At 39.4% G+C, this 26,097-nt stretch carries 29 protein-coding genes; all 29 read left to right on the forward strand.

Features of this window, described 5'->3' with window-relative positions; translation table 11 throughout:
• Positions 1–21 precede the first annotated feature (21 nt).
• The 29 genes from fliQ to rseP all read left to right on the forward strand — a co-directional run bounded on the left by fliQ (position 22) and on the right by rseP (position 26,089).
• Positions 22–294: a flagellar biosynthesis protein FliQ gene (gene fliQ / locus BIV16_RS04860; RefSeq protein WP_075679087.1), complete on the forward strand. Its 273-nt coding sequence runs from the start codon at positions 22–24 to the stop codon at positions 292–294.
• Between the two features lie 8 nt (positions 295–302).
• Entirely contained in the window at positions 303–1,082 is a 780-nt protein-coding gene (fliR, locus tag BIV16_RS04865) for a flagellar biosynthetic protein FliR (RefSeq protein WP_075679086.1), read from the forward strand.
• A 1-nt stretch (position 1,083) separates the two neighbouring features.
• Positions 1,084–2,217, forward strand: a complete 1,134-nt coding sequence (gene flhB, locus BIV16_RS04870; protein WP_075679085.1) for a flagellar biosynthesis protein FlhB — start codon at positions 1,084–1,086, stop codon at positions 2,215–2,217.
• A 19-nt stretch (positions 2,218–2,236) separates the two neighbouring features.
• Positions 2,237–4,270, forward strand: a complete 2,034-nt coding sequence (gene flhA, locus BIV16_RS04875; RefSeq protein WP_075679084.1) for a flagellar biosynthesis protein FlhA — start codon at positions 2,237–2,239, stop codon at positions 4,268–4,270.
• Positions 4,271–5,569 (forward strand): flagellar biosynthesis protein FlhF, encoded by a 1,299-nt coding sequence (gene flhF / locus BIV16_RS04880; protein ID WP_075679083.1) that lies wholly within the window; start codon positions 4,271–4,273, stop codon positions 5,567–5,569. It abuts the gene before it with no gap.
• Between the two features lie 35 nt (positions 5,570–5,604).
• Complete coding sequence (locus BIV16_RS04885; RefSeq protein ID WP_075679082.1) at positions 5,605–6,483, forward strand: MinD/ParA family protein; 879 nt, start codon at positions 5,605–5,607, stop codon at positions 6,481–6,483.
• Between the two features lie 14 nt (positions 6,484–6,497).
• The gene (locus BIV16_RS04890) at positions 6,498–7,241 is read left to right on the forward strand and encodes a flagellar brake protein (RefSeq protein WP_075679081.1); all 744 of its coding nucleotides are present in this window, start codon (positions 6,498–6,500) and stop codon (positions 7,239–7,241) included.
• Between the two features lie 67 nt (positions 7,242–7,308).
• Entirely contained in the window at positions 7,309–8,382 is a 1,074-nt protein-coding gene (cheB, locus tag BIV16_RS04895; protein ID WP_075679080.1) for a chemotaxis-specific protein-glutamate methyltransferase CheB, read from the forward strand.
• Between the two features lies 1 nt (position 8,383).
• Positions 8,384–10,489 carry a chemotaxis protein CheA gene (locus tag BIV16_RS04900; protein ID WP_075679079.1) on the forward strand — a complete coding sequence of 702 codons (2,106 nt, stop codon included), beginning with the start codon at positions 8,384–8,386 and terminating at the stop codon, positions 10,487–10,489.
• A gap of 15 nt (positions 10,490–10,504) precedes the next feature.
• Positions 10,505–10,969 (forward strand): chemotaxis protein CheW, encoded by a 465-nt coding sequence (locus BIV16_RS04905; RefSeq protein ID WP_075679078.1) that lies wholly within the window; start codon positions 10,505–10,507, stop codon positions 10,967–10,969.
• A gap of 66 nt (positions 10,970–11,035) precedes the next feature.
• Complete coding sequence (locus BIV16_RS04910) at positions 11,036–11,656, forward strand: chemotaxis protein CheC (RefSeq protein ID WP_075679077.1); 621 nt, start codon at positions 11,036–11,038, stop codon at positions 11,654–11,656.
• 13 nt (positions 11,657–11,669) lie between these two features.
• Positions 11,670–12,155 carry a chemotaxis protein CheD gene (locus BIV16_RS04915; protein WP_075679076.1) on the forward strand — a complete coding sequence of 162 codons (486 nt, stop codon included), beginning with the start codon at positions 11,670–11,672 and terminating at the stop codon, positions 12,153–12,155.
• 13 nt (positions 12,156–12,168) lie between these two features.
• Positions 12,169–12,453, forward strand: a complete 285-nt coding sequence (locus tag BIV16_RS04920; RefSeq protein ID WP_075679075.1) for a hypothetical protein — start codon at positions 12,169–12,171, stop codon at positions 12,451–12,453.
• Positions 12,454–12,476: 23 nt separating this feature from the next.
• The gene (locus BIV16_RS04925; RefSeq protein ID WP_075679074.1) at positions 12,477–13,241 is read left to right on the forward strand and encodes a FliA/WhiG family RNA polymerase sigma factor; all 765 of its coding nucleotides are present in this window, start codon (positions 12,477–12,479) and stop codon (positions 13,239–13,241) included.
• A 13-nt stretch (positions 13,242–13,254) separates the two neighbouring features.
• Positions 13,255–14,856 carry a DUF342 domain-containing protein gene (locus tag BIV16_RS04930; RefSeq protein ID WP_075679073.1) on the forward strand — a complete coding sequence of 534 codons (1,602 nt, stop codon included), beginning with the start codon at positions 13,255–13,257 and terminating at the stop codon, positions 14,854–14,856.
• A gap of 18 nt (positions 14,857–14,874) precedes the next feature.
• Complete coding sequence (locus BIV16_RS04935) at positions 14,875–15,192, forward strand: hypothetical protein (protein WP_075679072.1); 318 nt, start codon at positions 14,875–14,877, stop codon at positions 15,190–15,192.
• Between the two features lie 12 nt (positions 15,193–15,204).
• Positions 15,205–15,921: a DUF6115 domain-containing protein gene (locus BIV16_RS04940; RefSeq protein WP_075679071.1), complete on the forward strand. Its 717-nt coding sequence runs from the start codon at positions 15,205–15,207 to the stop codon at positions 15,919–15,921.
• Between the two features lie 2 nt (positions 15,922–15,923).
• Entirely contained in the window at positions 15,924–16,505 is a 582-nt protein-coding gene (locus tag BIV16_RS04945) for an endolytic transglycosylase MltG (protein ID WP_075679070.1), read from the forward strand.
• 191 nt (positions 16,506–16,696) lie between these two features.
• Positions 16,697–17,434: a 30S ribosomal protein S2 gene (rpsB, locus tag BIV16_RS04950; RefSeq protein ID WP_075679721.1), complete on the forward strand. Its 738-nt coding sequence runs from the start codon at positions 16,697–16,699 to the stop codon at positions 17,432–17,434.
• A gap of 120 nt (positions 17,435–17,554) precedes the next feature.
• Positions 17,555–18,487 (forward strand): translation elongation factor Ts, encoded by a 933-nt coding sequence (tsf, locus tag BIV16_RS04955; protein ID WP_075679069.1) that lies wholly within the window; start codon positions 17,555–17,557, stop codon positions 18,485–18,487.
• Between the two features lie 135 nt (positions 18,488–18,622).
• Entirely contained in the window at positions 18,623–19,015 is a 393-nt protein-coding gene (locus BIV16_RS04960) for a hypothetical protein (RefSeq protein WP_193788647.1), read from the forward strand.
• Positions 19,016–19,055: 40 nt separating this feature from the next.
• Positions 19,056–20,030: a polysaccharide deacetylase family protein gene (locus tag BIV16_RS04965; RefSeq protein ID WP_075679067.1), complete on the forward strand. Its 975-nt coding sequence runs from the start codon at positions 19,056–19,058 to the stop codon at positions 20,028–20,030.
• 28 nt (positions 20,031–20,058) lie between these two features.
• The gene (locus BIV16_RS04970; RefSeq protein ID WP_075679066.1) at positions 20,059–20,928 is read left to right on the forward strand and encodes a polymer-forming cytoskeletal protein; all 870 of its coding nucleotides are present in this window, start codon (positions 20,059–20,061) and stop codon (positions 20,926–20,928) included.
• Positions 20,929–20,930: 2 nt separating this feature from the next.
• Positions 20,931–21,626 carry a UMP kinase gene (gene pyrH, locus BIV16_RS04975; RefSeq protein ID WP_075679065.1) on the forward strand — a complete coding sequence of 232 codons (696 nt, stop codon included), beginning with the start codon at positions 20,931–20,933 and terminating at the stop codon, positions 21,624–21,626.
• Between the two features lie 21 nt (positions 21,627–21,647).
• On the forward strand, positions 21,648–22,202 hold the full coding sequence (gene frr, locus BIV16_RS04980) for a ribosome recycling factor (protein WP_075679064.1): 555 nt from the start codon (positions 21,648–21,650) through the stop codon (positions 22,200–22,202).
• Positions 22,203–22,323: 121 nt separating this feature from the next.
• Positions 22,324–23,031, forward strand: a complete 708-nt coding sequence (locus BIV16_RS04985; RefSeq protein ID WP_075679063.1) for an isoprenyl transferase — start codon at positions 22,324–22,326, stop codon at positions 23,029–23,031.
• Between the two features lie 46 nt (positions 23,032–23,077).
• Positions 23,078–23,881: a phosphatidate cytidylyltransferase gene (locus tag BIV16_RS04990; protein WP_075679062.1), complete on the forward strand. Its 804-nt coding sequence runs from the start codon at positions 23,078–23,080 to the stop codon at positions 23,879–23,881.
• Between the two features lie 21 nt (positions 23,882–23,902).
• The gene (gene dxr / locus BIV16_RS04995) at positions 23,903–25,054 is read left to right on the forward strand and encodes a 1-deoxy-D-xylulose-5-phosphate reductoisomerase (RefSeq protein ID WP_075679061.1); all 1,152 of its coding nucleotides are present in this window, start codon (positions 23,903–23,905) and stop codon (positions 25,052–25,054) included.
• On the forward strand, positions 25,055–26,089 hold the full coding sequence (gene rseP / locus BIV16_RS05000) for an RIP metalloprotease RseP (RefSeq protein WP_075679060.1): 1,035 nt from the start codon (positions 25,055–25,057) through the stop codon (positions 26,087–26,089). It abuts the gene before it with no gap.
• The last annotated feature ends 8 nt before the right edge of the window (positions 26,090–26,097 follow it).

The raw sequence follows: 26,097 nt of genomic DNA on the forward strand, positions 1-26,097 counted from the left end.
TGAAAAACATGAGGTGATGAGATGATTACACAGGGACAGGTATTAGATCTTGCAAGAGAGGCGATTTATACAATCATTATTTGTTCAGCGCCAATGTTAGTGATTTCCTTAGTCGTTGGTTTGATTATCAGTATTTTTCAGACGGTAACTTCCATCCAGGAACAGACATTGACCTTTGTCCCGAAGATTATTGCCGTTTTTGTTGGCATGATGATTTTTGGCTCCTGGATTTTAAACAATTTATCTGGATATATGACCGAATTATGGTCAGATTTCAGTGTATATTTAGGCTAGGATAAAATATGTTTGAGTATAGTTTTTCTTTAGCTGATGTTGAAATTTTATTATTAATCATTGTGAGAATATCCTGCTTTGTGTTTGTTGCACCCTTTTTTGGTACAGCAAACTCACCGGCAAGAGTCAAAATAGGACTTTCAGTGTTTGTCTCTCTTTTAATTTATGGACTTGTAGATAAGACGGGAATTGCGTATACAGGAATTTTTGGGTATTCTATCATAGTTATCAGAGAAGGAATTACAGGGTTGCTGATTGGTTTAGCTGCAAACATATGTAATTCCATTATTTTATTTGCGGGTAATATTATTGATATGGATATTGGACTTGCGATGGCAACGGAGTTTGACCCGACCAATAATACGCAGGTTACAATTACAGGTAATTTATATCAATATTTTATATTATTACTGTTGATTGCAACGGATATGCATCATGTGATTTTACGTGCTGCAGTAGATTCTTTTTCTTTGATTCCAATCAATGGACAGAAGTTTAACTGGGATCATCTGTTGGCATCCATGGCAACCTACATGGGCGATATGTTCGTGATAGCATTTCGCATTATTTTACCAGTGTTTGCCTGTATCATGATTTTGAATTGTATTCTTGGTATCATGGCAAAAGTATCCCCACAGATGAATATGTTTTCCGTAGGTATGCAGATGAAAATAATGGTGGGATTTATGGTATTATTTATCACAATCACTCTTTTGCCAAGTGTGGCAGATTTTATATTCAAAGAGATGAAAACAATGATAGTATCTTTTGTAAAGGGAATGTATTAGCTTGAAACCAAATGAGGAATATAACCTGGAATTAGAATACAATTTGCAGTGGTTTGCAAAAGATGGCGATGGTGGGGAAAAAACAGAACCAGCTACTGCAAAAAAGTTAAAAGAAGCAAGAGACGATGGAAAGGTTGCAAAAAGTAGAGAGCTGAATTCAGCATTAGATTTAATTGTATTATTTTTGGTGCTAAAAATTTTTGTTTCTTATGTTGGAAACAATCTGATCAGTGTTTTTACTTATGTATATAAAATGATTCCGGATTTTCTGAAAAATAATTTGGCAGAGTTAAATTCAAAGTCGATTGTTTCGTTATTCAATGTTATTTTTGGAATCAGTGCAAAAATAGTATTACCTTTTTTTGCGTTTGGATTTATTATCGCAATTTTGGCGAATATTGTGCAGGTTGGCTGGAAGGTAACCACAAAGCCGCTGCAGCCGAAAGCAGACAAATTTAATCCAATCAATGGATTTAAAAGGATGTTTTCGAAAGATTCCTTGTTTGAACTTTTAAAATCAATTGCGAAAATTCTGGTAATCATTTATGTGGCATATACTTCAATCAAGGATAAAGCAGATAATATTTTTCTGTTATATGACATTCCTTTGATGCAGGCAGTCATATTATGTGGTACAATTATTATAGATGCTGGATTTAAAATCAGTATGGTTTATCTTGTGATAGGTCTTTTGGATTTTGCCTATCAGAAACACAAATTTAACGAAGAGATGAAGATGACCAAACAGGAAGTAAAGGATGAGTATAAGAATACAGAAGGTAATCCTGAGATTAAGGGTCGTCAGAAACAAAGAATGAGGGAAGCATCACAACGGCGAATGATGCAGGATGTTCCAAAAGCGGATGTCGTTATTACAAACCCGACGCATCTTGCAGTCGCTATCAAATATGATGCTGAGACTTCAAAAGCACCTGTTGTGTTAGCAAAAGGTGAAGATTATGTGGCAATGAAAATTCGTGAGGCCGCAAAAGAAAATCAGATTGAAATTGTAGAGAATAAGCCGTTGGCACGTATGCTATACGCTAATGTCGAGATAGGACAGGAGATTCCACCGGAACTGTATCAGGCGGTAGCAGAAGTGCTCGCAATGGTCTACAATATGAAAAATCATTAGAAACTAAGGAGGACAGGGCATGAAAAAGACAGATATCGGTATTGCATTATATTTACTTGCCGCAGTAATATTCTTTATCGTCCCGATTAGTTCTACACTGCTCGATGTGATGTTAGCGGTTAACATTTCGTTTGCGTTAATCATTTTGTTTAATACGTTGTTTGTAAAAGAAGTGTTGGATATGTCATTTTTTCCGACATTGCTGTTATTTACAACGATTTTTCGTATTTCTTTAAATGTTTCATCTACACGTTTGATTCTTTTAACCGGAAATCCTGGTAACGTTGTAGAGACATTCGGTAATTTCGTTGGTGGCGGTAACCTTGTGGTTGGTGTTATCGTTTTTATCATTCTTGTAATTATCCAGTTTGTAGTAATCAATAAAGGTTCTGAGCGAGTTGCTGAGGTAACAGCACGTTTTACCTTGGATGCAATGCCTGGTAAACAGATGGCAATCGATGCGGATTTGAATACCGGTGCAATTACAGATAAAGAGGCCAGAGAGCGAAGAAATAAGATTCAGGAAGAATCCGCATTCTTTGGTTCTATGGATGGTGCAACAAAATACGTAAAAGGTGATGCTGCGGCTGGTCTGATTATTACATTTATCAACCTCATCGGAGGAACTGCGATGGGAATGATAAACCAGGGATTGGGATTTCAGGATGCCATTGCGCAGTATGGTATTCTTACAATTGGTGATGGTCTTTGTTCTCAGATCCCATCTCTTTTAATTTCTCTTTCCACTGGTATTTTAGTAACGAAAGCATCGAAAGAAGCAGACTTTAGTTCTGTTTTGATTAAGCAGCTGTTCGGAATTCCGAAAGTACTTTATTTGGTTGGTGCAACTTTGATTTTCCTTGGAATTGCAACACCATTAAAATGGTATCTGTTTGTGGCACTTGGTCTGGTATTCCTTGTTTGTGGCAAGCAGGTTGCAAAGACCATCAGTATTGAAAGCATTGAGGAAGAGGTTGAGACAGCAGAGACAGAGGCAGAAGAAATCCGTAAACCGGAAAATGTTGTCTCCCTGCTACAGGTTGACCCGATTGAGTTAGAGTTTGGTTATGGTATCATTCCACTTGCAGACGTCAATCAGGGTGGTGATTTGTTAGACCGAGTTGTCATGATTCGAAGACAGATTGCGCTGGAATTAGGTACCGTTGTTCCGATTATCCGTTTAAGAGATAATATTCAGTTGAATCCAAATCAGTATATTATCAAGATAAAAGGAATTCAGGTGACAGAGGGTGAAATCCTGTTTGACCACTATATGGCAATGAACCCTGGGTATGTGGAAGAAGAGATTACAGGTATTCCGACTTATGAACCATCGTTCCATCTGCCTGCAATCTGGATTACAGAAGGCCAGAGAGAGAGAGCAGAAAGTCTTGGATATACAGTTGTGGATCCACCGTCTATTATTGCAACGCATCTGACGGAGGTAATACGTTCTCATATTGATGAACTTCTGACAAGACAGGATGTACAGAATCTTGTAAATAATCTGAAAGAGAATAACCCGGCACTTGTGGATGAACTGACACCAAAACTTCTTGGTTTAGGAGAAATCCAGAAAGTATTGCAGAATCTTTTAAGAGAAGGTATCTCAATCCGGGATTTGCTTACTATTTTTGAAACGTTGGCGGATCATGCGGCGACAACGAGAGACACTGATGTTTTGACAGAATATGTGCGACAGGGCTTAAAGAGAGCAATTTCAAATAAATACTTCCCGGCGAATGAGACTACAAGCGTAGTTACACTTGATCCAAAAGTGGAACAGGAAATCATGGCGTCTGTAAAACAGACGGAGCAGGGAGCATATCTGACCTTAGATCCGGAGAGGACAAAGGCGATTATGGCATCGGTTGAGACAGAAATTTCCAAGCTGGAAAATATGGGCAAGAGTGCCATTGTGATTACTTCGCCAATTGTACGAATGTACTTTAAAAAGCTGACAGAAGATTATTTCAAGGATTTAATCGTGGTATCATACAATGAAGTTGACTCAAATATAGAATTACAATCAGTGGGGATGGTGACAGCATAAATGACCATAAAAAAATTTCAGGGAAAAACAAAAGAAGAGGCATTAGAAAAAGCAAAAAATGAATTTGGGCAGGGTACGGTAATTATGAACATCAAAGAGGTGAAACCAAAAGGGATGTTCAAGGCACTGAAAAGTTCTACTTATGAAGTGACAGCTGCAATGGAGGAAAAAGAACCGTACATATCGGCAATTGGAAATCCGGGAGCTGTATCGAAACCAAGAGAGAGCATTAATCTTGCGGCGGATGAAACGTTACAGATTCCACAGCCACAAAGAACAGAGGAAAAAGTAAATCTTGTGGAACCAAGAAGTGCAACAGAGGCAGCAAAAGAGATAGAAGCAAAAATCCTGGAGAAAAAGGAACAGATGCGTCAGGCAAGTTCTTTTGATAATACGAGTAAGGGGTTAGAGGAACGCTTGGAAAACTTATCAAATATTTTGGAAAAACAGTTGAATGCAGAAGAAAAACAGGAAAAGAAAGCGGAACCGGCACCAGCAAAATCAGAAAGCCTTGGTTTTATCAAGATGATTTATACGACATTGCTTGAGAATGAAGTAAATGAGAAATATGCAAATCAGGTGATGGATGAGATTGAAAAAGTCATGCACAATGGAAACAGTGTAGATTACATTCTTTCTACCGTATATCAGAAGATGATCTTAAAACTTGGTCAGCCAAGTCCGATTGAATTCTCACAAAAAGGACCAAAAGTAATCTTTTTCATTGGACCAACAGGCGTGGGAAAGACAACCACAATTGCAAAAATTGCGTCCAAGTATAAAGTTGAGAAGGGCAAAAAAGTGGCGTTCTTATCCGCAGACACTTACCGAATTGCTGCGACGGAGCAGCTGCGTGTTTATGCAAATATTTTAGATGCACCAATGGATATTGTTTATTCTGCAGAGGAACTGAATGATGCAGTAGAAAAATTTGCAGAATATGATTTGGTGTTTATCGACACAGCAGGATTTTCGCATAAAAATGCATCACAGTGTGAGGATATGAAAAACCTGATTGCTGGACTGGATGAGGCGTATGAAAAAGAGGTCTATCTTGTATTAAGTGCAACAACGAAATATCGTGATTTGCTGGATATCGTTGATATCTATAAGCAGATTGCAGATTATAAACTTATTTTTACCAAATTGGATGAAACCGTGTGTTATGGCAATATCTTAAATATCAAGTTATATTCAGATGCGCCACTTTCCTATATGACAAACGGACAGAATGTTCCGGATGACATGGAAATATTTAATACGCAAAAGATTGTAAAACAACTATTAGGCGGAAGATAATTAAGGAATCAAAGCCAGGAAGGCATGTGTATTTTATGGATCAGGCTGAATCATTGCGAAATGTGATCAAAAAACAAAATCAAACAATAAGCCAGATGGCCAGGGTAATTACGGTTACTAGTGGCAAAGGTGGTGTTGGAAAATCGAATATCGCGGTCAACCTTGCAGTGCAATTTCAAAAACAGGGGAAAAAAGTAATCATTTTTGATGCAGATTTTGGACTTGCCAATGTGGAGGTAATGTTCGGAACCGTTCCTAAATATAACATTGCGGATATGATATATCGTGAGATGGAGATGACGGAAATCATTACGGAAGGACCAAACGGAATCGGATTTGTTTCCGGCGGTTCTGGAATTGATGGATTAGGAAACCTGTCTCAGGAACAGATTGTATACCTGGTAAAGTGCTTAAATGAGTTGAATAAATTAGCTGATATTATTATTATAGATACAGGAGCAGGTATTTCAGACAGTGTATTGGAATTTGTAATGGCAAGCCCGGAAGTGTTACTTGTTACAACGCCGGATCCAAGTTCTTTAACTGATGCCTATTCTTTGATTAAGATGTTGTATCACAATCCTAATTTTGTAAAAGATATGACAAAAATCAGTGTTGTCGCCAACAAGACGGTTTCGGTGGAAGAGGGACATATGGTTTACCAGAAACTGAATTCCGTTGTCAACCGGTTTTTGGATGGAAATGTGGAGTATCTTGGAATGATTCCACAGGATATCGAACTGGAAAAGTCAGTCAGACAGCAAAAAACAGTTTCTTTAAATGCACCGGCTTCAAATGCCGCAAGAGCTTTTGAAGTCCTGGCGTCAAATATTTTAAATGGGGAACAAAAGGATGTAAAACTGAACTGGGGAATCACACAATTGTTTTCTAGGATTATAACAAGAAGCAGTTAAGGAGTTGAGGTAAGATGATTGAGGATATTATTAAACCAGGCGACAGAATTGATATAAAGCTCATTCAGCAGCTAGAGCAGTCGCAGGATTCGCCGACGGAGCCAAAAAAGACTCACATCTATAAAAGCAAAGTATATGACGTGAATGAGAATGGAAAACTTCAGATTGCCATGCCGACCGAAAATGGAAAACTCGTTTTGTTGCCGTTAGGAATCCGGTTTGAATTTGTCTTTTACTCGAACGGTGGACTTTACCGTGGAGAAGGACAGGTAAAAGAACGCTATAAACAGGATAATCTTTATATTCTGGATGTTGAGTTACAATCAAGGCTTATGAAGTTCCAGAGACGGGAATTTTTCCGTCATCAATGCACAATTGACATGAGCTATTTTGAGCTGACACCGGAAGAAGCGGAGTTAGAGAGTGCCGAGATTGCATTTGAAAAAATTCGTGACGAAGATTTTTATGAAAAAGAGCGGAAGGGTATTATTGTTGACATCAGTGGTGGTGGTGTCCGGTTTACTTCGACAGAAGAATTACAAAATGACAGTTATATCCTGATTGCAGTTCGACTTTCAAGTGGTAAGGCTGATAAACAATATTATCTCATCGGAAAGATTATCGCATGCACAAAGATAGAAAATGTGGCATCTAGGTATGAAAACCGTGTACAATTTATGTTAAAGGATGATAAGACAAGAGAAGAGATTATTAAGTTTATTTTTGAGGAAGAACGAAAAAATAGAAGCAGATATTAATGGAATTGTACGAAAATTTATTTGAGCCCATAAAACTTGCAGTTATTAGGAGGTACGAAGTTTCATTATGAAAAAAAATATTTTGGTAGTTGATGACTCTGCACTCATGAGGAGGGTACTGTGTGATATAATCAACACAGATAGTACATTTGAGGCAAAAGATGTATGCAGAGATGGATTAGAAGCATATGAGAAATTAAAGACGACAAAGTATGACGGAGTTGTACTTGATGTCAATATGCCGAAAATGGATGGTCTGGAATTACTTGACAGGTTGCAAAAGGATGGAATCAAGGCAACGGTTATCATGGTTAGTACCGAGACAACCAAGGATGCGGAAGTTACCATTTTAGCAATGGAACGTGGCGCAATTGATTTCGTAACAAAGCCAACCAACATTATCGAGGCGAAAGGAGAGTCTTTCCGGAATCGTTTGCTGCAGGTATTGTCCGCAGTCTTAAAGACAGAACGATATACAAGAGAAAGCCGCCTGGACTCATCAAAATCTGCACAGGCAAAAAAAATTGCATTAAGACAGAACAAAAATGAGGTGAAAAATGGCAATAAGATTGTCGCAATCGCGTGTTCTACCGGTGGACCAAAAGCGTTGCAAAGTGTTATCCCATTTTTGCCAAAGAATCTGAATGCACCGGTTGTACTGGTACAGCATATGCCTGCAGGATTTACAAAGTCCATGGCAGAACGATTGAATGAAATCAGTCCGATTAAGGTCAAAGAAGCGGCGGATGGTGATGTCTTACAAAAAGGCAATGTCTACGTTGCACCGGGTGGAAAACACATGGAAATAGCCAAAGCAGCCGATGGAAGACACAAAGTTGTGTTAAATGACATGCCGGCAATCGGAGGTTTAAAACCATGTGCAAACATTACATATGATTCTTTGATTAAGTCATCGTACGATGAAGTGGTATGTGTGGTTTTGACCGGAATGGGTGCGGATGGTACCAACGGCATTATCTCCTTGAACCAGAAGAAACCGACTTATGTTATTGCACAGAACGCAGAGACTTGTGTTGTGTATGGAATGCCAAAGGCGATTGTAGAGTCGGGATTAGTAAATGAAGTAGTTCCGTTAACAGAAGTTGCAAAATCAATAACAAAGAATGTGGGGGTACAGTAATATGGACGTAAGCCAATATCTTGAAATCTTTATTGATGAAACATCAGAACATTTACAGACATTAAGTGACTGCATCATGTCATTGGAAAAAGAACCTGAGAATAAAGACACCATTAACGAAGTTTTCCGTGCAGCGCACTCATTAAAAGGGATGGCTGGAACAATGGGATTCAAACGTATGCAGCATCTGACTCATGATATGGAAAATGTTTTCCAGGAAGTCAGAAGCGACAAGATTAAAGTCGACAGCTCAATGATTGACCTTTTGTTCAAATGCTTAGATGCAATTGACAGCTATCTTGAAAATGTAAAGGCGACCTCTGATGAAGGTACAGAAGACAATGAATTAATCATCAAGGAATTGAATGATTTTATCGCAACCGCAAATGGTGAGGTAAAAGAAAAACCAGCAGAGGAAGCACCACAGCAGACACAGGAAGCTGCTGAAGAGTCCGATGATAAAAGAAAATTCCTTCATGTAGAATTGACAGAACATGAAAAAGAAGCGTTTAAGAGCGCAGAAGAATCCGGTCAGAAAGTTTATGGGATTACCGTATATATCCAGAAAGAATGTCTGTTGAAAGCAGCACGTGCTTTTCTGGTATTTAAAGCAGTAGAAGAATTTGGACAGATTATCATTTATCGTCCAAGCTCACAGGATATTGAAGATGAACGTTTTGAGAATGACTTCAGTTTCTATCTGACATCCGAGGAAGAATTAGATAAGATTCTTGCCGCTGCAAAGGCAGTATCTGAAATCGATGATGTTATAGGTGAAGTTGTAAAACTTGATACACTTCTTCAGGCAGAAGAAAAAGAAGCTGAGGCGAAAGCAAAAGAGGAACAGCAGAAGAAAGAAGAAGCAGCTGCGGCACCTGCAGAGGCTCCGGCAAAGGAGAAAAAGGCACCGGCATCCAACAATAAGAAACAGACAGTTGCAAAACCTGTTACAAACAGAACTGTCCGTGTGGATATCGAGAAACTCGATGCTTTGATGAATCAGGTATCCGAGCTTATCATCGCAAAGAACAGTTTGGCTTCCATCAGTGCGAGCGAATCCGGAAACTTTGAAAATCAGACTTTCCATGAACAGATTGAATATCTGGAGAGAATCACAACAAACTTACATGAGTCTGTCATGAAAGTTCGAATGGTTCCAATTGAGAGCGTCGTTGCAAAATTCCCTCGAATGATTCGAGACCTTGCAAGAAAACTGGATAAGAAAATGGAACTGGTTATGACCGGTGAGGATACAGAGTTAGACCGTACCGTTGTTGACCAGATTGGAGATCCATTGCAGCATTTACTTCGTAACTCTGCTGACCATGGACTTGAAGATAATGAGACACGTATCTCGAGAGGTAAACCAGAAGTTGGTACCATCTTCCTAAATGCATTCCAGGAAGGTAATAACGTTATCATTGAAGTTGGAGATGACGGTAACGGAATCGATACCGAAAGCGTTCGTGCAAAAGCAGTAGAACGTGGCATTGTCACAGAAGAACAGGCAGAAAACATGACACAGAAAGAGATTGTAAATCTTCTGTTTTTACCAAGCTTTTCTATGGCAAAGAAGATTACCGATATCTCTGGACGAGGTGTTGGTCTTGACGTTGTAAAATCCAATATCGAGGCATTAGGCGGAGATGTTGAAGTTAAGACAAAATTAGGAGAAGGAACAACCTTTACGGTTCGTCTGCCACTTACACTTGCAATTATCCAGGCATTGATGGTAGAAATCCGTGATGAAAAATATGCAATTGCATTAGGTTCTATCTCTAATATTGAAGATATTCCTGCAAATGAGATTAAGTATGTACAGGCACAGGAAGTAATTCACCTTCGTGGAAACGTAATTCCATTGATTCGTCTGGATAAGGTATTGGATATCGAGCCAAAAGAGGAAGAGGATGAACGTTTAATAGTTGTAATTGTGAAGAAAGGTGACAACCTTGCAGGTCTCGTTGTAGACAACCTGATTGGCCAGCAGGAAATTGTTATTAAATCTCTTGGTAAATATATTAATAACAATAAGATCATCAGTGGTGCAACCATTCTTGGTGATGGTGAAGTTGCTTTAATCTTAGATGTTAACACATTAATGTAATGGAGGTGTCCGAAGATGGCTTATGAAGTTGATGTAGCAGAAAAAGACGTAAAACAGTATATTGTTGTAAAAATTGGAAGCGAACAGTATGGTATTGATATCAGTTATGTAGATACTATTGTGCGCATGCAGAAAATTACAAGAGTTCCAAAAGCACAGTCATACTTTAAAGGAATTATCAATCTTCGAGGTGAGATTGTAGCCGTTATGAGTATCCGTAATAAAATGGGACTTGAAGATGATGTGTTTACAAATGCTTCAAGAATTATCATTTTAAAACTGGAAGAAAAAGGTGCAATTGGTATCATTGTAGATGAAGTAAAAGAAGTTATGACATTAAGTGAAGATGAGATTGATAAGGCTGTGAACAGTCCAAAAGATGGACGTGGCAACTTCATCAATGGAATCGGAAAAAATGGTGACGAATTAGTTTCTTTATTTGAAATTAACTCCATTGTAGAAGAAAAAGAAAGCTTATAAAAATGACACAGTGAGACTATGCAAATAGTCTCACTGTGTTCATAAGAACAAAATTTGGAGGAACAGATGGGTAAGTTTACTTTAGAGGACGTCAACAACATGTACGTAGACGTCTTGAAAGAAATTGGTAATATCGGAGCAGGAAATGCAACAACTGCAATTGCGAATATGTTAGGATTGCGTATTGATATGGAAGTCCCAAACGTACAGTTGTTAGAGGTGTCAAAGTTAGGGTCTGCAATCTGCGCAGAAGATGAGACGATTGTTGGAATTTTCCTTGAAGTTCAGAATGACATTGAAGGCAGTATGATGTTTCTTCTGAAGATGGATTCTGCTCATTATTTGGTTAACAGCCTTATGATGCGGGATCAGAGCTATCAGGAGCCGTTTGATGAAATGGATCTTTCTGCGATGAAGGAAATTGGAAATATCATTGCCGGATCTTATTTGTCTGCATTATCTACCATGACCAATCTGGTGATAGCACCGTCTGTACCTTATATAGCAGTTGATATGGCGGCATCGATTTTGAGTGTGCCGGCAATTCAGTTTGGTCAGTATGGAGACTATGCTCTGCTGATTGAAACAGAGTTTGAAGCAGATATGGCAATTAACGGATACTTTATTTTAATGCCTGAGCAAGATTCTTATGATAAGATTCTTACTTCATTGGGAATTTCAATTTAAGGAGTCGGATAGTATGAGTGAAGTAATTAAAGTGGGGATGGCGGATTTAAATGTCTGCAAGTCTCCAGATGTTATTACAACGTTGGGTCTTGGCTCCTGTATTGGTCTGGTATTTTATGATCCGGTTACGAAAATAGGTGGAATGGTTCACTATATGCTGCCGGATAGTACGAAAGTAAAAAACAATTCCAATATTGCAAAATTCGCGGATACGGGTATTGAGGAACTCTTAAAGCGCGTGGTTGCGGCTGGAGCAAATAAATCAAGGCTGGTTGCCAAGATTGCAGGTGGAGCAAGAATGTTCGAGGTGAGCGGATTGTCCGACATCGGTAACATTGGAGCAAGAAATACACAGGCTGCAAAAGACAAATTGAAAGAACTGGGAATTCGCCTGGTGGCGGAGGATACAGGTCTTAATTATGGACGAACCGTTGAGCTGCACTGCGAAACAGGTGAGTTTTACATCAAGGCTGTAGGAAAATCAGTTAAGATTATATAAGAGAGGTAATGGAATGAATACAAAACCAATACCTGCAATTGTTATGTTGTTAGCGGGATTTATCACATGCATTTTTGGCATAAAGAATCATCTTGAGATTATGAATTTTATCTGGACCTTGCTGATTGCAATGATTGTATTTTTCATAATCGGAAGTGTGGTAAGATTTGTGGCTGACCGTTGGATGGAAAAAATGGCGGATAAGGAAGAAGTTCCAGAAGAGGAACCGATAGAATCTGAAGGGGCAGAGGAAGAGGAAAAAGAAGAGGAACCAAAAAAAGACGACGTGGAGAAATAAAAACTTGATTTTGGGGGCTTTAGATGAAAGCAGAAGAAAAAGAAAAATTGTGGCAAACATATCAGGAAAATCCGTCGCCAGAGCTAAGAGAAAAGATTATTTTAGAATATGCGCAGCTTGTGAAAGTGGTAGCAGGAAGGCTAAGCATGTATCTGGGGTATAATGTAGAATATGATGACCTTGTAGGTTATGGTATTTTCGGACTCATAGATGCAATTGACAAATTTGATTTGAACAAGGATGTAAAATTCGAAACTTATGCAAGTTTGCGAATCAGAGGCGCGATTCTAGACCAGATTCGAAAAATGGATTGGATTCCAAGAACAGTACGTCAAAAACAAAAAAGAATTGACGAGGCAATCAAACAGATTGAAATGCGTACCGGAAAAAACGCATTGGATGAGGAAATTGCACAGGAACTTGGCGTGTCAGAGGATGAACTGAGCAATTGGCAGTCTCAGTTAAAAGTGACGAATATCGTTTCACTAAATGAATTTCTCGAGCAGGGAAGTGAGCCTGTCATGGACGCAAGACAGAACTCACATTTCATTCAGCCGGAAGATCTTGTGGAAGAAAATGAATTAAAGCAGGTGTTAGAAGAGTCGATGAATCTTCTGACCGAAAAAGAGAAGAAAGTTATTTTACTATACTATTATGAAGATATGACACTGAAAGAAATCAGTCAGATTTTGGAAGTGTCAGAATCAAGAGTGTCACAGTTACATACCAAAGCACTCTTAAAAATGCGTAACAAAATGGGGAAATATATGAACATATTAGTGGAATAAAAAGGGGATTACTATGGCTGCCAGAAATAGTTATTTTCAATTACAATTCAAAGAGAACAAGGTTTATTTGCACGTTTATCCACCGGTGGAAGGCGGAGAAGAATTACAGATTAATGAGGTAATCCGCTATCTGGATGGAAAACGTCTGTCCTCCTATAATTTAAAAGAGCTTAACCGGGCTGTGACAGATTTGGAAAAAGAATCGGATGTCCTGGTGGGCGACTGGGATGGCATTGAAGTAAATGAGATGATGGACTGGAATGTATCGCAGGATAAAATGGAGGTTATCTGCCGTTTTTATCCGCCGTCAAAAGGCGGGAAGAAGGTTGATGCACAGGAAATCATAAATGATCTTGTGTCCGCAAGGATTAAATATGGCATAGATCAGAATGCAATTTTTGATTTTTTGTCCAATCCAAAGTATTGTACAGACTATATTATGGCAAAAGGAAAAAAAGCAGTTCATGGCACGGATGCCAGAATTGAATATTACTTCAATACGGATATCAATCTTTCTCCGAAACATAATGAAGACGGAACTGTAGATTATCATGAGTTAAATACGATAAGTGCGGTGAACAAGGGTGATTTGATTGCCAAACTGATCAAAGAAGATCCGGGTGAAGTCGGATACGATGTTTTTGGGGCTGAGATTAAGCCACGACTTGTAAAAACAACAAAGCTTTCCTATGGAAATAACATTGAGATTTCAGAAGATGAGACAGAACTTCACTCTTTAGTTACCGGTCATGCACAGTTAGTGGGTGGAAAGGTTTTTGTGTCAGATGTGTACGAAGTTCCTGCAGATGTCGACAATTCGACGGGAAATATCGACTATGCAGGAAGTGTCGAAGTGAAAGGAAATGTAAAGGGAGGCTTTACGGTAAAGGCACATGGTGATATTATTGTAGAGGGTGTTGTAGAGGATGCAACACTGATTGCAGATGGGCAGATTATTGTCAAACGTGGAATTCACGGAATGACAAAAGGTTACATGAAAGCCGGAAAGAGTATTGTTTCTAAGTTCATCGAGAATGCTACGGTGGTTTCGAACGGATATGTGGAGACCGAGATTATCATGCACAGCAAAGTGGATGCTAAAAGCTATGTAAAGGTGCATGGTAAAAAAGGTCTGATTAACGGAGGCGTTGTCCGTGCCGGAAATCTGATTGAGGCGGATAATATCGGATCTGAGATGGGTGGTCATACACAGCTTGAGGTAGGAATTGACCCGGATCGGAAAATCCGTTATGGAGAGCTGCAAAAACAGATTGCACAGATGAATGAAGAATTGTCAAAATCCAAAACCATTATCATGACCTACGGCGAGAAAATGGCACAGGGAGTCAAACTTTCTCCGGATAAGCTGATGTTTATTCAGAAACTTACGTTAGATTATAAGGAGCGTAAGAAACTTTTAGAACCGCTTACAGAGGAGTTTGAACAGCTTCACGATGAGATGTTGATTGAGAACAGTGCAAGTATCCGCGTGAATAAACGCATTTATTCCGGTACTGTAATCTGTATTTCGGATTTGAGTATTCCAATCAACAAAGACGATAATTATTGCCAGTATGTAAAAGGTTCAGGTGAGATTGAACGAAAATCTTTATAAAAGTCTGGAGTGTTTGCCATGTCGATTAGACCGATTGATTTAAATGGAATGATACAACGAACGCAGGATGTTGGAAATGTAAAATTACAGGAGGATAATAAACCTGCGGTTGACCAGCAAAATATCCAACAGCAGGTCGTAAAAGAGGAACAGCGCCTGACAAAACAGGTACAGCATGCGGATGACAGTAACCAGCCGGAGTATCGCTATGATGCAAAAGAAAAAGGAAATGGACAGTATCAGCAGAAGCAGAAAAAGAGAGATACAAAGGATAAGAAGAAACAGGACAAGGTAATTGTTAAAAATTTAACTGGAAGTATAGACATCAAAATATAAGGAGTTTACAAGATGACAGGATTACAAATTGTCTTACTGTTTATTGGTGTTGTCTTCATGGTCGGAAGTTTTTTGGTGACAGAACGACTTTCTTCAAATGAGATTAACCGGATCAGTGAGCTAAGCGAGAATGAAATTGACAAAATTGTGGGAAGGTCTTTGGATAAGGCATCCACACAGATTGAGAATTCGATTGATCAACAGATTGAGAATTCCATTGAGAAGGTAGACCGTGCCATTGAAAAAGAGACCAATGAAAAAATTATGGCAATCAGCGAATACTCAGATACCGTTGTGGAATCTATGAATAAAACACACAATGAGATTATGTTCCTTTACAGCATGTTAAATGACAAACATACGGAAGTGACAAATTTTTCTGCAAAGCTTGAAAAACTGATTGAGGAAGCACAAAAGGTTGAGACCAGACAGGAAGCATACAATTCCAGGATGGAGACGGAAATGCGTTATGCCGAACAGGCATCGCAAAACATTCCTGATATGCCAGTGCAATCCCTTGAGATACCAGGAGCAGAGGGAGCAACAAATTCTTCACAACAGGAAACAAAAAGCCCGCAGGATTCTATTATGGACGAATTCGGAAATCATAACAAAGATGTTCTAAGACTTCATAAAGAAGGATATAGTGATGTTGCAATCGCACAGGAACTAAACATAGGGCTTGGTGAGGTACGACTGATAATAGGACTTTTTAAAGGGGATAGATAAACGTGAAGCTAAAATATTATTTAAGAGGTCTTGGAATTGGAATCATAGTGACAACACTGATTCTGATGATTGCTGGTGCAGGGCAGAAAGAAGAGCTGACAGATGCTCAGATTATCGAACGTGCAAAGGAGCTTGGAATGGTAATGGAGAACTCCGGAAGTACGTTGAGCGACGAGATGGATAGTGAAAGTGAGCAGGCAGACGAGAGTGAGACGGCTTTAGAATCTAAAGAGAATGAGCCGTCCGCTGATGATGGACAGACTGTGGATGGCGAGCAGACAGCTGCGCCGGATGAAGCAGCGAGTGTCGGACAGGAAGGAAAGACACCGGAGGATGATGCAATACCAGAGCAGACAGACAATGTCCAGAAGGAACCATACAAGCTGGCAATAAATGCAGGCGAGGTCTGCAGACAGGTCTGTGATGAATTACAGGAAAATGGATTGATTGATAACTCCGAAAATTTCCGAAAATACTTAAGCCAGGCTGGCTATGCGAATCAGATTCAGCCAGGAAATTTTGAAATTGCATACGGATTGTCTTACGAAGAAATTGCCCAGATTTTAATTACAAGACAACAATAAAAAATATCGTACCCCAATGGAAAAAAGTGCTTGCATTCCATTGGGGTATTGTGCTATAATCTACAAGGTTCTAACGGATAAAAGTCCGTAACAAACACATATGTTGACGAAGAGGCAGGTGCCAATGCTCGTTGGTCGTCTCTTAGAATGAGACATATGGAAGCAAAATGAAAACCATGGAGGTAAGAAAAATGAGCGTTATTTCAATGAAACAGTTATTAGAAGCAGGTGTTCACTTTGGACATCAGACAAGAAGATGGAATCCTAAAATGGCTCCATACATTTACACAGAGAGAAATGGTATCTACATCATCGACTTACAGAAATCTGTAGGTAAAGTAGACGAAGCTTACAAAGCAGTTTCTGACATCGCAGCAGAAGGTGGTACAATCCTTTTCGTTGGTACAAAGAAACAGGCTCAGGACGCTATCAAAACAGAAGCAGAGCGTTGCGGAATGTTCTATGTAAATGAGAGATGGTTAGGTGGAATGTTAACAAACTTCAAAACAATCCAGAGCCGTATTGCAAGATTAAAAGAAATCGAAGCAATGTCTGAAGATGGAACATTTGATGTTTTACCTAAAAAAGAAGTTATCAACCTGAAAAAAGAATGGGATAAATTAGAGAAGAACCTTGGCGGTATCAAAGATATGAAGAAAATCCCAGATGCAATTTTCGTAGTAGATCCTAAGAAGGAAAGAATTTGTATCCAGGAAGCTCATACATTAGGAATCAAATTAATCGGTATTGCTGATACAAACTGTGACCCAGAAGAATTAGATTATGTAATTCCTGGTAACGATGATGCAATCAGAGCAGTAAAATTAATCGTTTCTAAGATGGCAGATGCTGTTATCGAAGCAAATCAGGGTGCTGAAGAAGCATACGAAGAAGCTGAAGTAGAAGCAGCTGAAGCAACAGAAGAATAAGATGAATTTTTACAATAGAAAGCACGCATAGCGTACTTTCTATTGTTATAAAGGACGGAAAACGAGCAGAGAATCGTTTTTACGACAAGATATCAAGATGATTAATTGGAGGAAAAGAAAATGGCAATTACAGCAGCTATGGTAAAAGAACTGCGTGAAACAACAGGCGCAGGTATGATGGATTGCAAGAAAGCATTAAATGAAACAAACGGAAACATGGAAGAAGCAATTGAGTTCTTAAGAAAGAACGGACAGGCTAAAGCAGAGAAAAAAGCTGGAAGAATTGCTGCAGAAGGTCTTTGTACAATCGCTCTTGCAGATGACAAGACAGCAGCTGTTGTTGAAGTTAACTCTGAGACAGACTTCGTTGCTAAGAATGCAACATTCCAGGAATTCTGTGAAGCAGTAGCAAAACAGGCTGTTACATCTAACGCAGCAGATATGGATGCTTTCATGGCTGAGACATGGAATGCAGATTCTTCTAAGACTGTACAGGAAGCATTAGTAGAAAAAGTTGCCGTAATCGGTGAAAACTTAAAAATCCGTAGATTTGAAAAAGTTGTTGCTGAAAACGGATGCGTTGTAACATATACACACGGTGGCGGTAGAATCGGTGTTATCGTAGAAGCTGATACTACAGTTGTAAACGACACTGTAAAAGAAGCATTAACAAACATTGCAATGCAGATTGCAGCTTTAAATCCAAAATATGTATCCAGAAACGAAGTAAGTGCTGAATACATTGCACACGAGAAAGAAATCCTTCTTGCTCAGATTATGAACGATCCAAAAGAATCCCAGAAACCAGAAAAGGTTATCAACGGAATGATCGAAGGTCGTGTAAGCAAAGAATTAAAAGAAGTATGTTTATTAGATCAGGTTTATGTAAAAGCTGCAGATGGTAAACAGAATGTTGCAAAATACTTAGAAGAAGTATCAAAAGAAGTTGGAGCAACTGTTACTGTTAAGAGATTCGTTCGTTTTGAAACAGGCGAAGGAATTGAGAAGAAACAGGAAGACTTCGCAGCAGAAGTTGCAGCTCAGCTCAACTAATTCAACCATTTACAGGCAACCCTGGGTCGCTGAATGTTGATAGTTGATTTTACAAGCGATTATCATTGAATAAGAAAAGCCCCTGCGAATACGTCAAACATGTTTGCAAGGGCTTTTTTCTATGAAGGAGACAGTATGAATCCATTAAAATTAGAGTTGAAATTATATTTAGAGGCTGAGGACATTTCACAGTCAAGAATTATGTCCTGCCGTTCTTTTATGAGTCAGCAGATTAAGTCTTCTGTAAACTCATATATCCGTAAACTCAATATGGAAGATGAGTGTGACATGGATGATTTTATTGTCCGCCTGTATTTTGACGAGACAATTGAAGAAGAAGCGTGTACATCCGAGGAAAGTGCAAAAGGATTTATCGATGATGTGGTAGATTTATTATCAGAAATTGCACATATGCAGTCTTTTCTTGAGATGGAAGGAAGCTTTATGGTGGAATACCAGGATTTGAAAAAGTCTTACAAATTCCATTCAGAAAGCGGTGATTCTTATTGCGATTTTGATGAAATGTGATACAATATAATCTGTGAATATAAGATTCTGGAGGATTTACATGGAAGAGAAAGATGCAGCCGCATTAAGAAGCGAGAGGCAACGGCGGAAGCGGGTAAGCAAAATTCGAAATGGAATTGTAGCAACCGTCGCAATCTGGATGCTGGTATCCGCTATTTTGATTGTCACTTTGCTTGTCAAGGTAATTTCATTGGAGCACCGGTTGAATACACTGACGATGAATCCGGCATACTCGAGCCAGATTGAGACGAAACAGAATCCCGGTACAGACGATGGAAAAGACCCCTCAGAAAGCATCCCAGATACACAGAGCAATTCGGATGAATCCAAAGTTTCTCTTGTATCTGGGCTGGATGAGCCGGACAACCTTGCAAAAGAAGGGGATGTACATAAGGTTTATCTGACATTCGAAGATGGACCGTCTGAGAATACCGCAGCCATTTTGGATACACTGAATCAATATCAGGTGAAAGCCACTTTTTTTGTGGTCGGGAAAGAGGATGATGAATCCAAGGCACTTTACAAGCGGATTGTGGATGAGGGTCACACGTTAGGAATGCATTCCTATTCGAACAAATACAGTACCATCTATGAATCTAAGGAAGCGTTTGAAGCAGATTTTAAGGAATTGCAGGATTATTTATGTGAGCTGACCGGCGTGGAATCCAGTTATTACAGGTTCCCGGGAGGAAGCAATAATCAGATTAGCAATGTAGATATGTCTGAGTTTATCCAATACCTCAATTCACAGGGCGTGACCTACTATGATTGGAATGTTTCGGCGGGCGATGCAACATCTATGGCATATACATCAGAAGATATAGTTGCAAATGTAACCGAAAATATAGTAAAATATAAGACGTCAGTTGTGTTACTTCACGACGCGGATGATAAGTCAGCAACGGTAGATGCATTAGGACCTTTGATTGAAGCATTACAAAATATGGGGGCTGAGATTTTGCCGATTGATGAAGATACAACCGTTATTCAGTCTGTGAAAATTGCAGAAGAATAATGAAAATAGTATAAACGGAGGATGCAGTATGGGATTTTTTAAAGATTTTAAAGATGATTTCTCACAGGCGATGAATGAAATTATCCCAGGGGAAGAACCTTTAGAAGAGGAAGATACATTAAGCGATGATTTGGTTGTCAATACGCTTGAAGAAGAAGTTGACGTAGAATCTGAGTTATCAAAGCTTGATGGATTACTTGAGCAGGTTACAAAACAGGAAGAAGCAAAGGCAGCAACAAGACAGCCGGTTGAGCCGGTTGCAGCCAGAGAGAATGTATCTGCAGCACAAAGTGTTTTATCAGAGAAGTTAGAAAAAGAATTAAGAGAAATGCGAATGAATACAATGCAAGAGGAGAATAGAACAATGAATGAGACACCAGTAAATGTACCAGTTAACAACGCAACACCAGTAAGCGCACCAGCAAAAGCACCAGTATCAGATGAAGCCTCTGTTATCACAGCAGGTACCGTTATCCGTGGAGATATCTCTTCTACAGGTTCTCTTGACATTCAGGGAACAATCAATGGTAACGTAGAATGTAATGGTAAATTAGTTGTAACAGGAACTGTAAATGGAAACAGCAATTCTTCTGAATTCTTTGCAGATGCAGCAAAAATTGAAGGTGAAGTTGTAAGCACAGGAACAGTTAAAATTGGTCTTGGTTCCGTTATCATTGGTAATGTAACATCTTCTTCTGCTGTTATTGCAGGCGCAATCAAAGGTGATATCGATGTACAGGGACCAGTTGTTGTTGATACATCAGCAGTTGTTATGGGTAACATCAAATCCCGTTCTGTACAGATTAACAACGGTGCGGTTATCGAAGGTTTCTGTTCTCAGTGCTACTCTGACGTAGATGTCAATGAACTTTTCGAGTCCAAGAAAGGAACAATGTAAGAATGAAGCGAGTTTTCTTAAAACTGAGTGGCGAAGCACTTGCAGGTGAAAAGCATACAGGCTTCGACGAGCCAACTGTAACTGAGGTGGCAAAACAGGTAAAAGAAATTGTGGATAGAGGAATACAGGTTGGTATCGTAATTGGCGGTGGCAATTTCTGGAGAGGAAGAACCAGTGAGACAATCGATCGAACCAAAGCAGACCAGATCGGAATGCTTGCAACAGTCATGAACTGTATTTATGTGTCTGAGATTTTCCGCTCTGTTGGAATGATGACACAGATTTTAACACCATTTGAATGTGGAACTATGACAAAACCTTTTTCCAAAGACCGTGCAAACAAATATTTTGAAAAAGGAATGGTAGTTTTTTTCGCAGGTGGAACAGGTCATCCTTATTTCTCAACTGATACCGGAATTGTACTTCGTGCAATTGAGATGGAGGCAGAAGGAATCTTCCTTGCAAAAGCGATTGATGGAGTTTATGACAGCGATCCTAAGACGAATCCAAATGCAAAGAAATATGATGAGGTTTCCATTCAGGAAGTAATCGACAAGAAACTTGCCGTTGTAGATTTGACAGCATCCATCATGTGTATGGAGAACAAAATGCCGATGTATATCTTCGGCCTGAATGAAAAAAATAGTATCGTAAATGCCATGAGTGGTAATTTTAGTGGCACAAAAGTTACGGTATAATGATAAGATGGAGGATATCGTATGGACGAGAGATTAGTACAGTTTGATGAGAAAATGCAGAAATCATTAAACAATTTATATGAAGAGTTCGGTTCAATTCGTGCCGGACGTGCTAACCCACATGTTTTAGATAAAATCAGAGTTGATTATTATGGAACACCAACTGCACTTCAGCAGGTTGCCAATGTCAGTGTTCCAGAACCAAGAATGATTCAGATTGCACCTTGGGAAGCATCCCTTGTAAAAGAGATTGAAAAGGCAATTATGATGTCTGATCTTGGAATCAATCCAACCAATGATGGAAAAGTCATTCGTCTTTTATTCCCAGAGTTAACAGAGGAAAGACGAAAAGAATTAGCGAAAGACGTTAAGAAAAAGGGCGAGAATACAAAAGTTGCAATTCGTAACATCCGCCGTGATGCAAATGATTCTTTCAAAAAATTAGCAAAATCTTCTGAGGTATCGGAAGATGAGATTAAAGAATTAGAAGATGGAGCTCAGAAACTGACAGATCAGTATATTGCAAAGATTGATAAGGCAGTTGATGAAAAATCAAAAGAAATTCTTACAGTTTAATGATACAATTAAGCGATAGAAAAATCATCATGTGTTTTCTATTGTGCAAAATAGGAATGGGGACATGGCAGACACGTGCGTGTCCTCATTTTTTCAGTAAGAAAGAAAAAGGAGTGGGCATATGAAGATTCCACAGCATGTTGCAATTATTTTAGATGGAAATGGAAGATGGGCAAAGAAAAAGGGAATGCCAAGAAACTATGGTCATACCATGGGTGCGAAGAATGTTGAGGTTGTTTGTAAGGCAGCACATGATATGGGAATTAAATACCTGACGATGTATGCATTCTCGACTGAGAACTGGAACCGTCCTAAGAACGAAGTGGATGCATTGATGAAGCTGCTGGAAAGTTATTTGAAAAACTGTGACAGAACAGCAGACAAAAATAATATGCGTGTCCGGGTAATCGGCGATACATCAAAGTTAAGTGAAAAATTCCAAAAACAGATTGCAGAGCTAGAAGAACACTCCAAACACAATGATGGTCTTAACCTGCAGATTGCAATCAATTATGGAAGCAGAGATGAGATGATTCGTGCCATGCGCGCCATGACAAAAGATGTTGTGAATGGAAATATGAAGGAAGAGGACATCTCAGAGGAAGTCTTTTCGAATTATTTAGATACGAAGGATATTCCAGACCCGGATTTGTTAATCAGAACCAGTGGAGAACAGCGTCTGTCGAATTATCTTTTGTGGCAGCTTGCATACAGTGAATTTTATTTTACCGATGTGCCATGGCCTGATTTCCATAAAGAGGAATTAGAAGAAGCTATACTTGCGTATAATAAGCGTGATAGAAGGTTTGGCGGTCTGACAGAAAAATAAAAGAAGGAGAAAAAGGGAGAAATCCCTTTGAATCAGGAGGATTTAGATGTTTAAAACAAGATTATTAAGTGGGATTGTGTTAGTGCTTTTGGCACTGCTTTTGATTTGCACCGGAGGAAATCTCCTGTTAGTATCTACATTGGTGCTCTCTTATATTGGAATGATGGAATTGTATCGTATTTTCCATATTCACAAACAGATTGCAGGAATTTTAGGGTATCTTGTCATTACAGTGTTCTATTTGAATTTATTATTTTCCTTTATTCCAGATACATTTATGTTTGTAATTGGATTTTTGGTTTTGCTGATGTTTGTCTATGTATTTTCTTATCCAAAATACAAGACCGAACAGATTCTGGCTGCGTTCTTTGGCGTCTTTTATGTGGGAGTTATGCTTTCTTACGTATACCAGACCAGAATGTTGGAAAATGGTGCATATTTAGTGTGGCTGATTTTCCTTTGCTCCTGGGGCTGTGACACCTGTGCATATTGTGTTGGAAAATTGATTGGAAAACATAAAATGTCTCCAAAGCTTAGCCCGCATAAATCGGTAGAGGGTGCTATCGGCGGTGTTGTCGGCGCAGCACTTCTTACAGCGCTTTATAGCTTTATTTTCAAAGATGCGATGGGATTAACGGGAAACGAAATCTGGCTGTTAGCAGGAATCTCTGCCATTGGAGCATTGATTTCCATGGTAGGCGATTTGACAGCGTCCGCGATTAAGAGAAATTATGACATTAAAGATTATGGTAAATTGATTCCGGGACATGGTGGAATCTTAGACCGGTTTGACAGTGTGATTTTTACAGCACCAATCATCTATTATCTTGCTGCAAATTTCATGAAGTAAAAGGAAAGGTACGATAGAAAGATGAAAAAGATTGCAATACTCGGTTCTACGGGGTCGATTGGAACACAGACCTTAGAGATTGTCAGAGAGCAGGGAGATATTCAGGTAGTTGCAATGGCGGCTGGAAATAACATTGCGTTATTGGAAAAACAGATGCGTGAATTTAAACCGGAGCTTGTGAGCGTATGGGATGAAAAAAGAGCAGAGGAGCTTCGAATCCAGACAGCAGATTTGTCTATTCGAGTGGTGTCTGGTATGGAGGGCCTGTTAGAGGTTGCCACCTATGAAAGCAGTGAAATCCTTGTGACGGCGATTGTTGGCATGCTTGGAATCAAGCCGACGATTGCCGCCATTAAAGCAGGCAAAAAGATTGCACTTGCCAATAAAGAGACGCTTGTGACAGCGGGACATATTATTATGCCGCTTGCAAAAGAATGTGGTGTTCCGATTCTCCCGGTTGACAGTGAACACAGTGCGATTTTTCAGTCACTGCAGGGAGCCGGGGATAATAAAATTTCTAAAATTTTATTGACGGCATCCGGTGGACCGTTCCGTGGAAGAAAAAAGGAAGATCTTTTGAACATTCAGGTGGAAGATGCCTTAAAACATCCAAATTGGGAGATGGGACGAAAAATCACAATCGATTCCTCCACACTTGTCAACAAAGGACTGGAGGTTATGGAGGCAAAGTGGCTCTTTGGCGTTGAGCTGAACCAGATTCAGGTTGTGGTTCATCCACAGAGTGTCATTCATTCTGCGGTAGAATACCAGGATGGTGCGGTGATTGCACAGCTTGGAACACCGGACATGAGACTTCCGATTCAATATGCGCTCTATTATCCAGAGCGAAGAAACTTATCTGGAAAGCGTCTTGATTTGTTTGAGATTGCAAACTTAAGCTTTGAAAGACCGGATACAGACACGTTCCGTGGATTAGCGTTAGCCTATGAGGTAATGAAACGTGGAGGAAATGTTCCGACCGCATTTAATGCCGCAAACGAGCGTGCAGTCGCATTGTTTTTAGACCGCAAGATTTCTTATCCAATGATAACGGAAATCATTGAAATGTGTATGGGTGAGTGCGAATACATCGAACATCCGGATGTGGATGAAATTTTACAGACCGAAGCGTTAACATATGAATTGATTGAAAGAAAGGTATTGGGACATTAATTGAAAATTATAATTGCTTTACTAATCTTTAGTATTATTATTTTATTTCATGAATTAGGACACTTTTTACTGGCGAAGGCAAACGGCATTCGTGTCAATGAATTTTCCCTTGGCCTTGGTCCTACCATTGTTGGTTTTACCAAAGGGGAGACAAAGTATTCTTTAAAACTTCTGCCATTTGGCGGTGCATGCATGATGGAAGGGGAAGATGCAGAAAGTAAGGATGACAGGGCTTTTAACAACAAGTCCGTATGGGCAAGAATCAGTGTCGTTGCGGCAGGACCTGTTTTTAACTTTATCATGGCATTTGTATTTTCTTTTATCCTGATTTCCTGTATTGGATATGACACACCACAGATAGCAGGGGTATTGGAAGGATATGCTGCGGAAGATGCCGGCATGCAGGCAGGTGACGTGATTGTAAAAATGAATGGCAAACATATTCACTTTTACCGGGAAGTCAGTGCTTATTCGATGTTTCACTCCGGGGAAGATGTGACCGTTACCTATCTTCGGGACGGTGAAAAATATAAGACAACTTTAGATCCAAAATATGATGAGGAATCGGGTCGCTACTTATACGGATTTCAAGGTGGCACCCAAAACGAAAAAGGAAATGTATTTCAAAATATAAAGTATAGCGCCTATGAGGTAGAGTACTGGATTTACACAACAATCCAAGGTCTTCGTATGATGATTACCGGCGGATATGGAATCAATGAGATGAGTGGTCCGGTCGGGATTGTAAGTACCATAGGGGAAAGTTATGAGCAGAGTGTGAGTGTCAGCTATTTTGCAGCATTTTTACAGATGCTTTATATCTGTATCTTGCTATCCGCAAACCTTGGCGTGATGAATCTTCTGCCAATTCCGGCGTTAGACGGCGGCAGACTTGTCTTTTTAATTGTGGAGGCAATTCGTGGAAAGCGGGTGGACCCGGATAAAGAAGGCATGGTTCATTTTATCGGTCTTATGCTATTGCTTGCCTTGATGGTGATTGTCATGTTTAATGATATCCGAAAATTATTTGTCTGATAGAGAGG

The organism is Roseburia sp. 831b (genome assembly GCF_001940165.2).
In the GTDB taxonomy this organism is placed as follows: Bacteria; Bacillota; Clostridia; order Lachnospirales; family Lachnospiraceae; genus Roseburia.

Bases quoted from the DNA above. Each gene is read 5' to 3' on its own strand.
- BIV16_RS04915 (WP_075679076.1), top strand. From the start codon at position 11,670: ATGAGTGAAGTAATTAAAGTGGGGATGGCGGATTTAAATGTCTGCAAG.
- BIV16_RS04930 (WP_075679073.1), top strand. From the start codon at position 13,255: ATGGCTGCCAGAAATAGTTATTTTCAATTACAATTCAAAGAGAACAAG.
- BIV16_RS04940 (WP_075679071.1), top strand. From the start codon at position 15,205: ATGACAGGATTACAAATTGTCTTACTGTTTATTGGTGTTGTCTTCATG.
- BIV16_RS04970 (WP_075679066.1), top strand. From the start codon at position 20,059: ATGGGATTTTTTAAAGATTTTAAAGATGATTTCTCACAGGCGATGAAT.
- BIV16_RS04885 (WP_075679082.1), top strand. From the start codon at position 5,605: ATGGATCAGGCTGAATCATTGCGAAATGTGATCAAAAAACAAAATCAA.
- pyrH (WP_075679065.1), top strand. From the start codon at position 20,931: ATGAAGCGAGTTTTCTTAAAACTGAGTGGCGAAGCACTTGCAGGTGAA.
- BIV16_RS04905 (WP_075679078.1), top strand. From the start codon at position 10,505: ATGGCTTATGAAGTTGATGTAGCAGAAAAAGACGTAAAACAGTATATT.
- BIV16_RS04920 (WP_075679075.1), top strand. From the start codon at position 12,169: ATGAATACAAAACCAATACCTGCAATTGTTATGTTGTTAGCGGGATTT.
- BIV16_RS04900 (WP_075679079.1), top strand. From the start codon at position 8,384: ATGGACGTAAGCCAATATCTTGAAATCTTTATTGATGAAACATCAGAA.
- tsf (WP_075679069.1), top strand. From the start codon at position 17,555: ATGGCAATTACAGCAGCTATGGTAAAAGAACTGCGTGAAACAACAGGC.
- fliQ (WP_075679087.1), top strand. From the start codon at position 22: ATGATTACACAGGGACAGGTATTAGATCTTGCAAGAGAGGCGATTTAT.
- BIV16_RS04990 (WP_075679062.1), top strand. From the start codon at position 23,078: ATGTTTAAAACAAGATTATTAAGTGGGATTGTGTTAGTGCTTTTGGCA.
- flhA (WP_075679084.1), top strand. From the start codon at position 2,237: ATGAAAAAGACAGATATCGGTATTGCATTATATTTACTTGCCGCAGTA.
- flhF (WP_075679083.1), top strand. From the start codon at position 4,271: ATGACCATAAAAAAATTTCAGGGAAAAACAAAAGAAGAGGCATTAGAA.
- BIV16_RS04925 (WP_075679074.1), top strand. From the start codon at position 12,477: ATGAAAGCAGAAGAAAAAGAAAAATTGTGGCAAACATATCAGGAAAAT.
- fliR (WP_075679086.1), top strand. From the start codon at position 303: ATGTTTGAGTATAGTTTTTCTTTAGCTGATGTTGAAATTTTATTATTA.
- frr (WP_075679064.1), top strand. From the start codon at position 21,648: ATGGACGAGAGATTAGTACAGTTTGATGAGAAAATGCAGAAATCATTA.
- dxr (WP_075679061.1), top strand. From the start codon at position 23,903: ATGAAAAAGATTGCAATACTCGGTTCTACGGGGTCGATTGGAACACAG.
- cheB (WP_075679080.1), top strand. From the start codon at position 7,309: ATGAAAAAAAATATTTTGGTAGTTGATGACTCTGCACTCATGAGGAGG.
- BIV16_RS04890 (WP_075679081.1), top strand. From the start codon at position 6,498: ATGATTGAGGATATTATTAAACCAGGCGACAGAATTGATATAAAGCTC.
- rpsB (WP_075679721.1), top strand. From the start codon at position 16,697: ATGAGCGTTATTTCAATGAAACAGTTATTAGAAGCAGGTGTTCACTTT.
- BIV16_RS04960 (WP_193788647.1), top strand. From the start codon at position 18,623: ATGAATCCATTAAAATTAGAGTTGAAATTATATTTAGAGGCTGAGGAC.
- BIV16_RS04935 (WP_075679072.1), top strand. From the start codon at position 14,875: ATGTCGATTAGACCGATTGATTTAAATGGAATGATACAACGAACGCAG.
- BIV16_RS04985 (WP_075679063.1), top strand. From the start codon at position 22,324: ATGAAGATTCCACAGCATGTTGCAATTATTTTAGATGGAAATGGAAGA.
- BIV16_RS04965 (WP_075679067.1), top strand. From the start codon at position 19,056: ATGGAAGAGAAAGATGCAGCCGCATTAAGAAGCGAGAGGCAACGGCGG.
- BIV16_RS04910 (WP_075679077.1), top strand. From the start codon at position 11,036: ATGGGTAAGTTTACTTTAGAGGACGTCAACAACATGTACGTAGACGTC.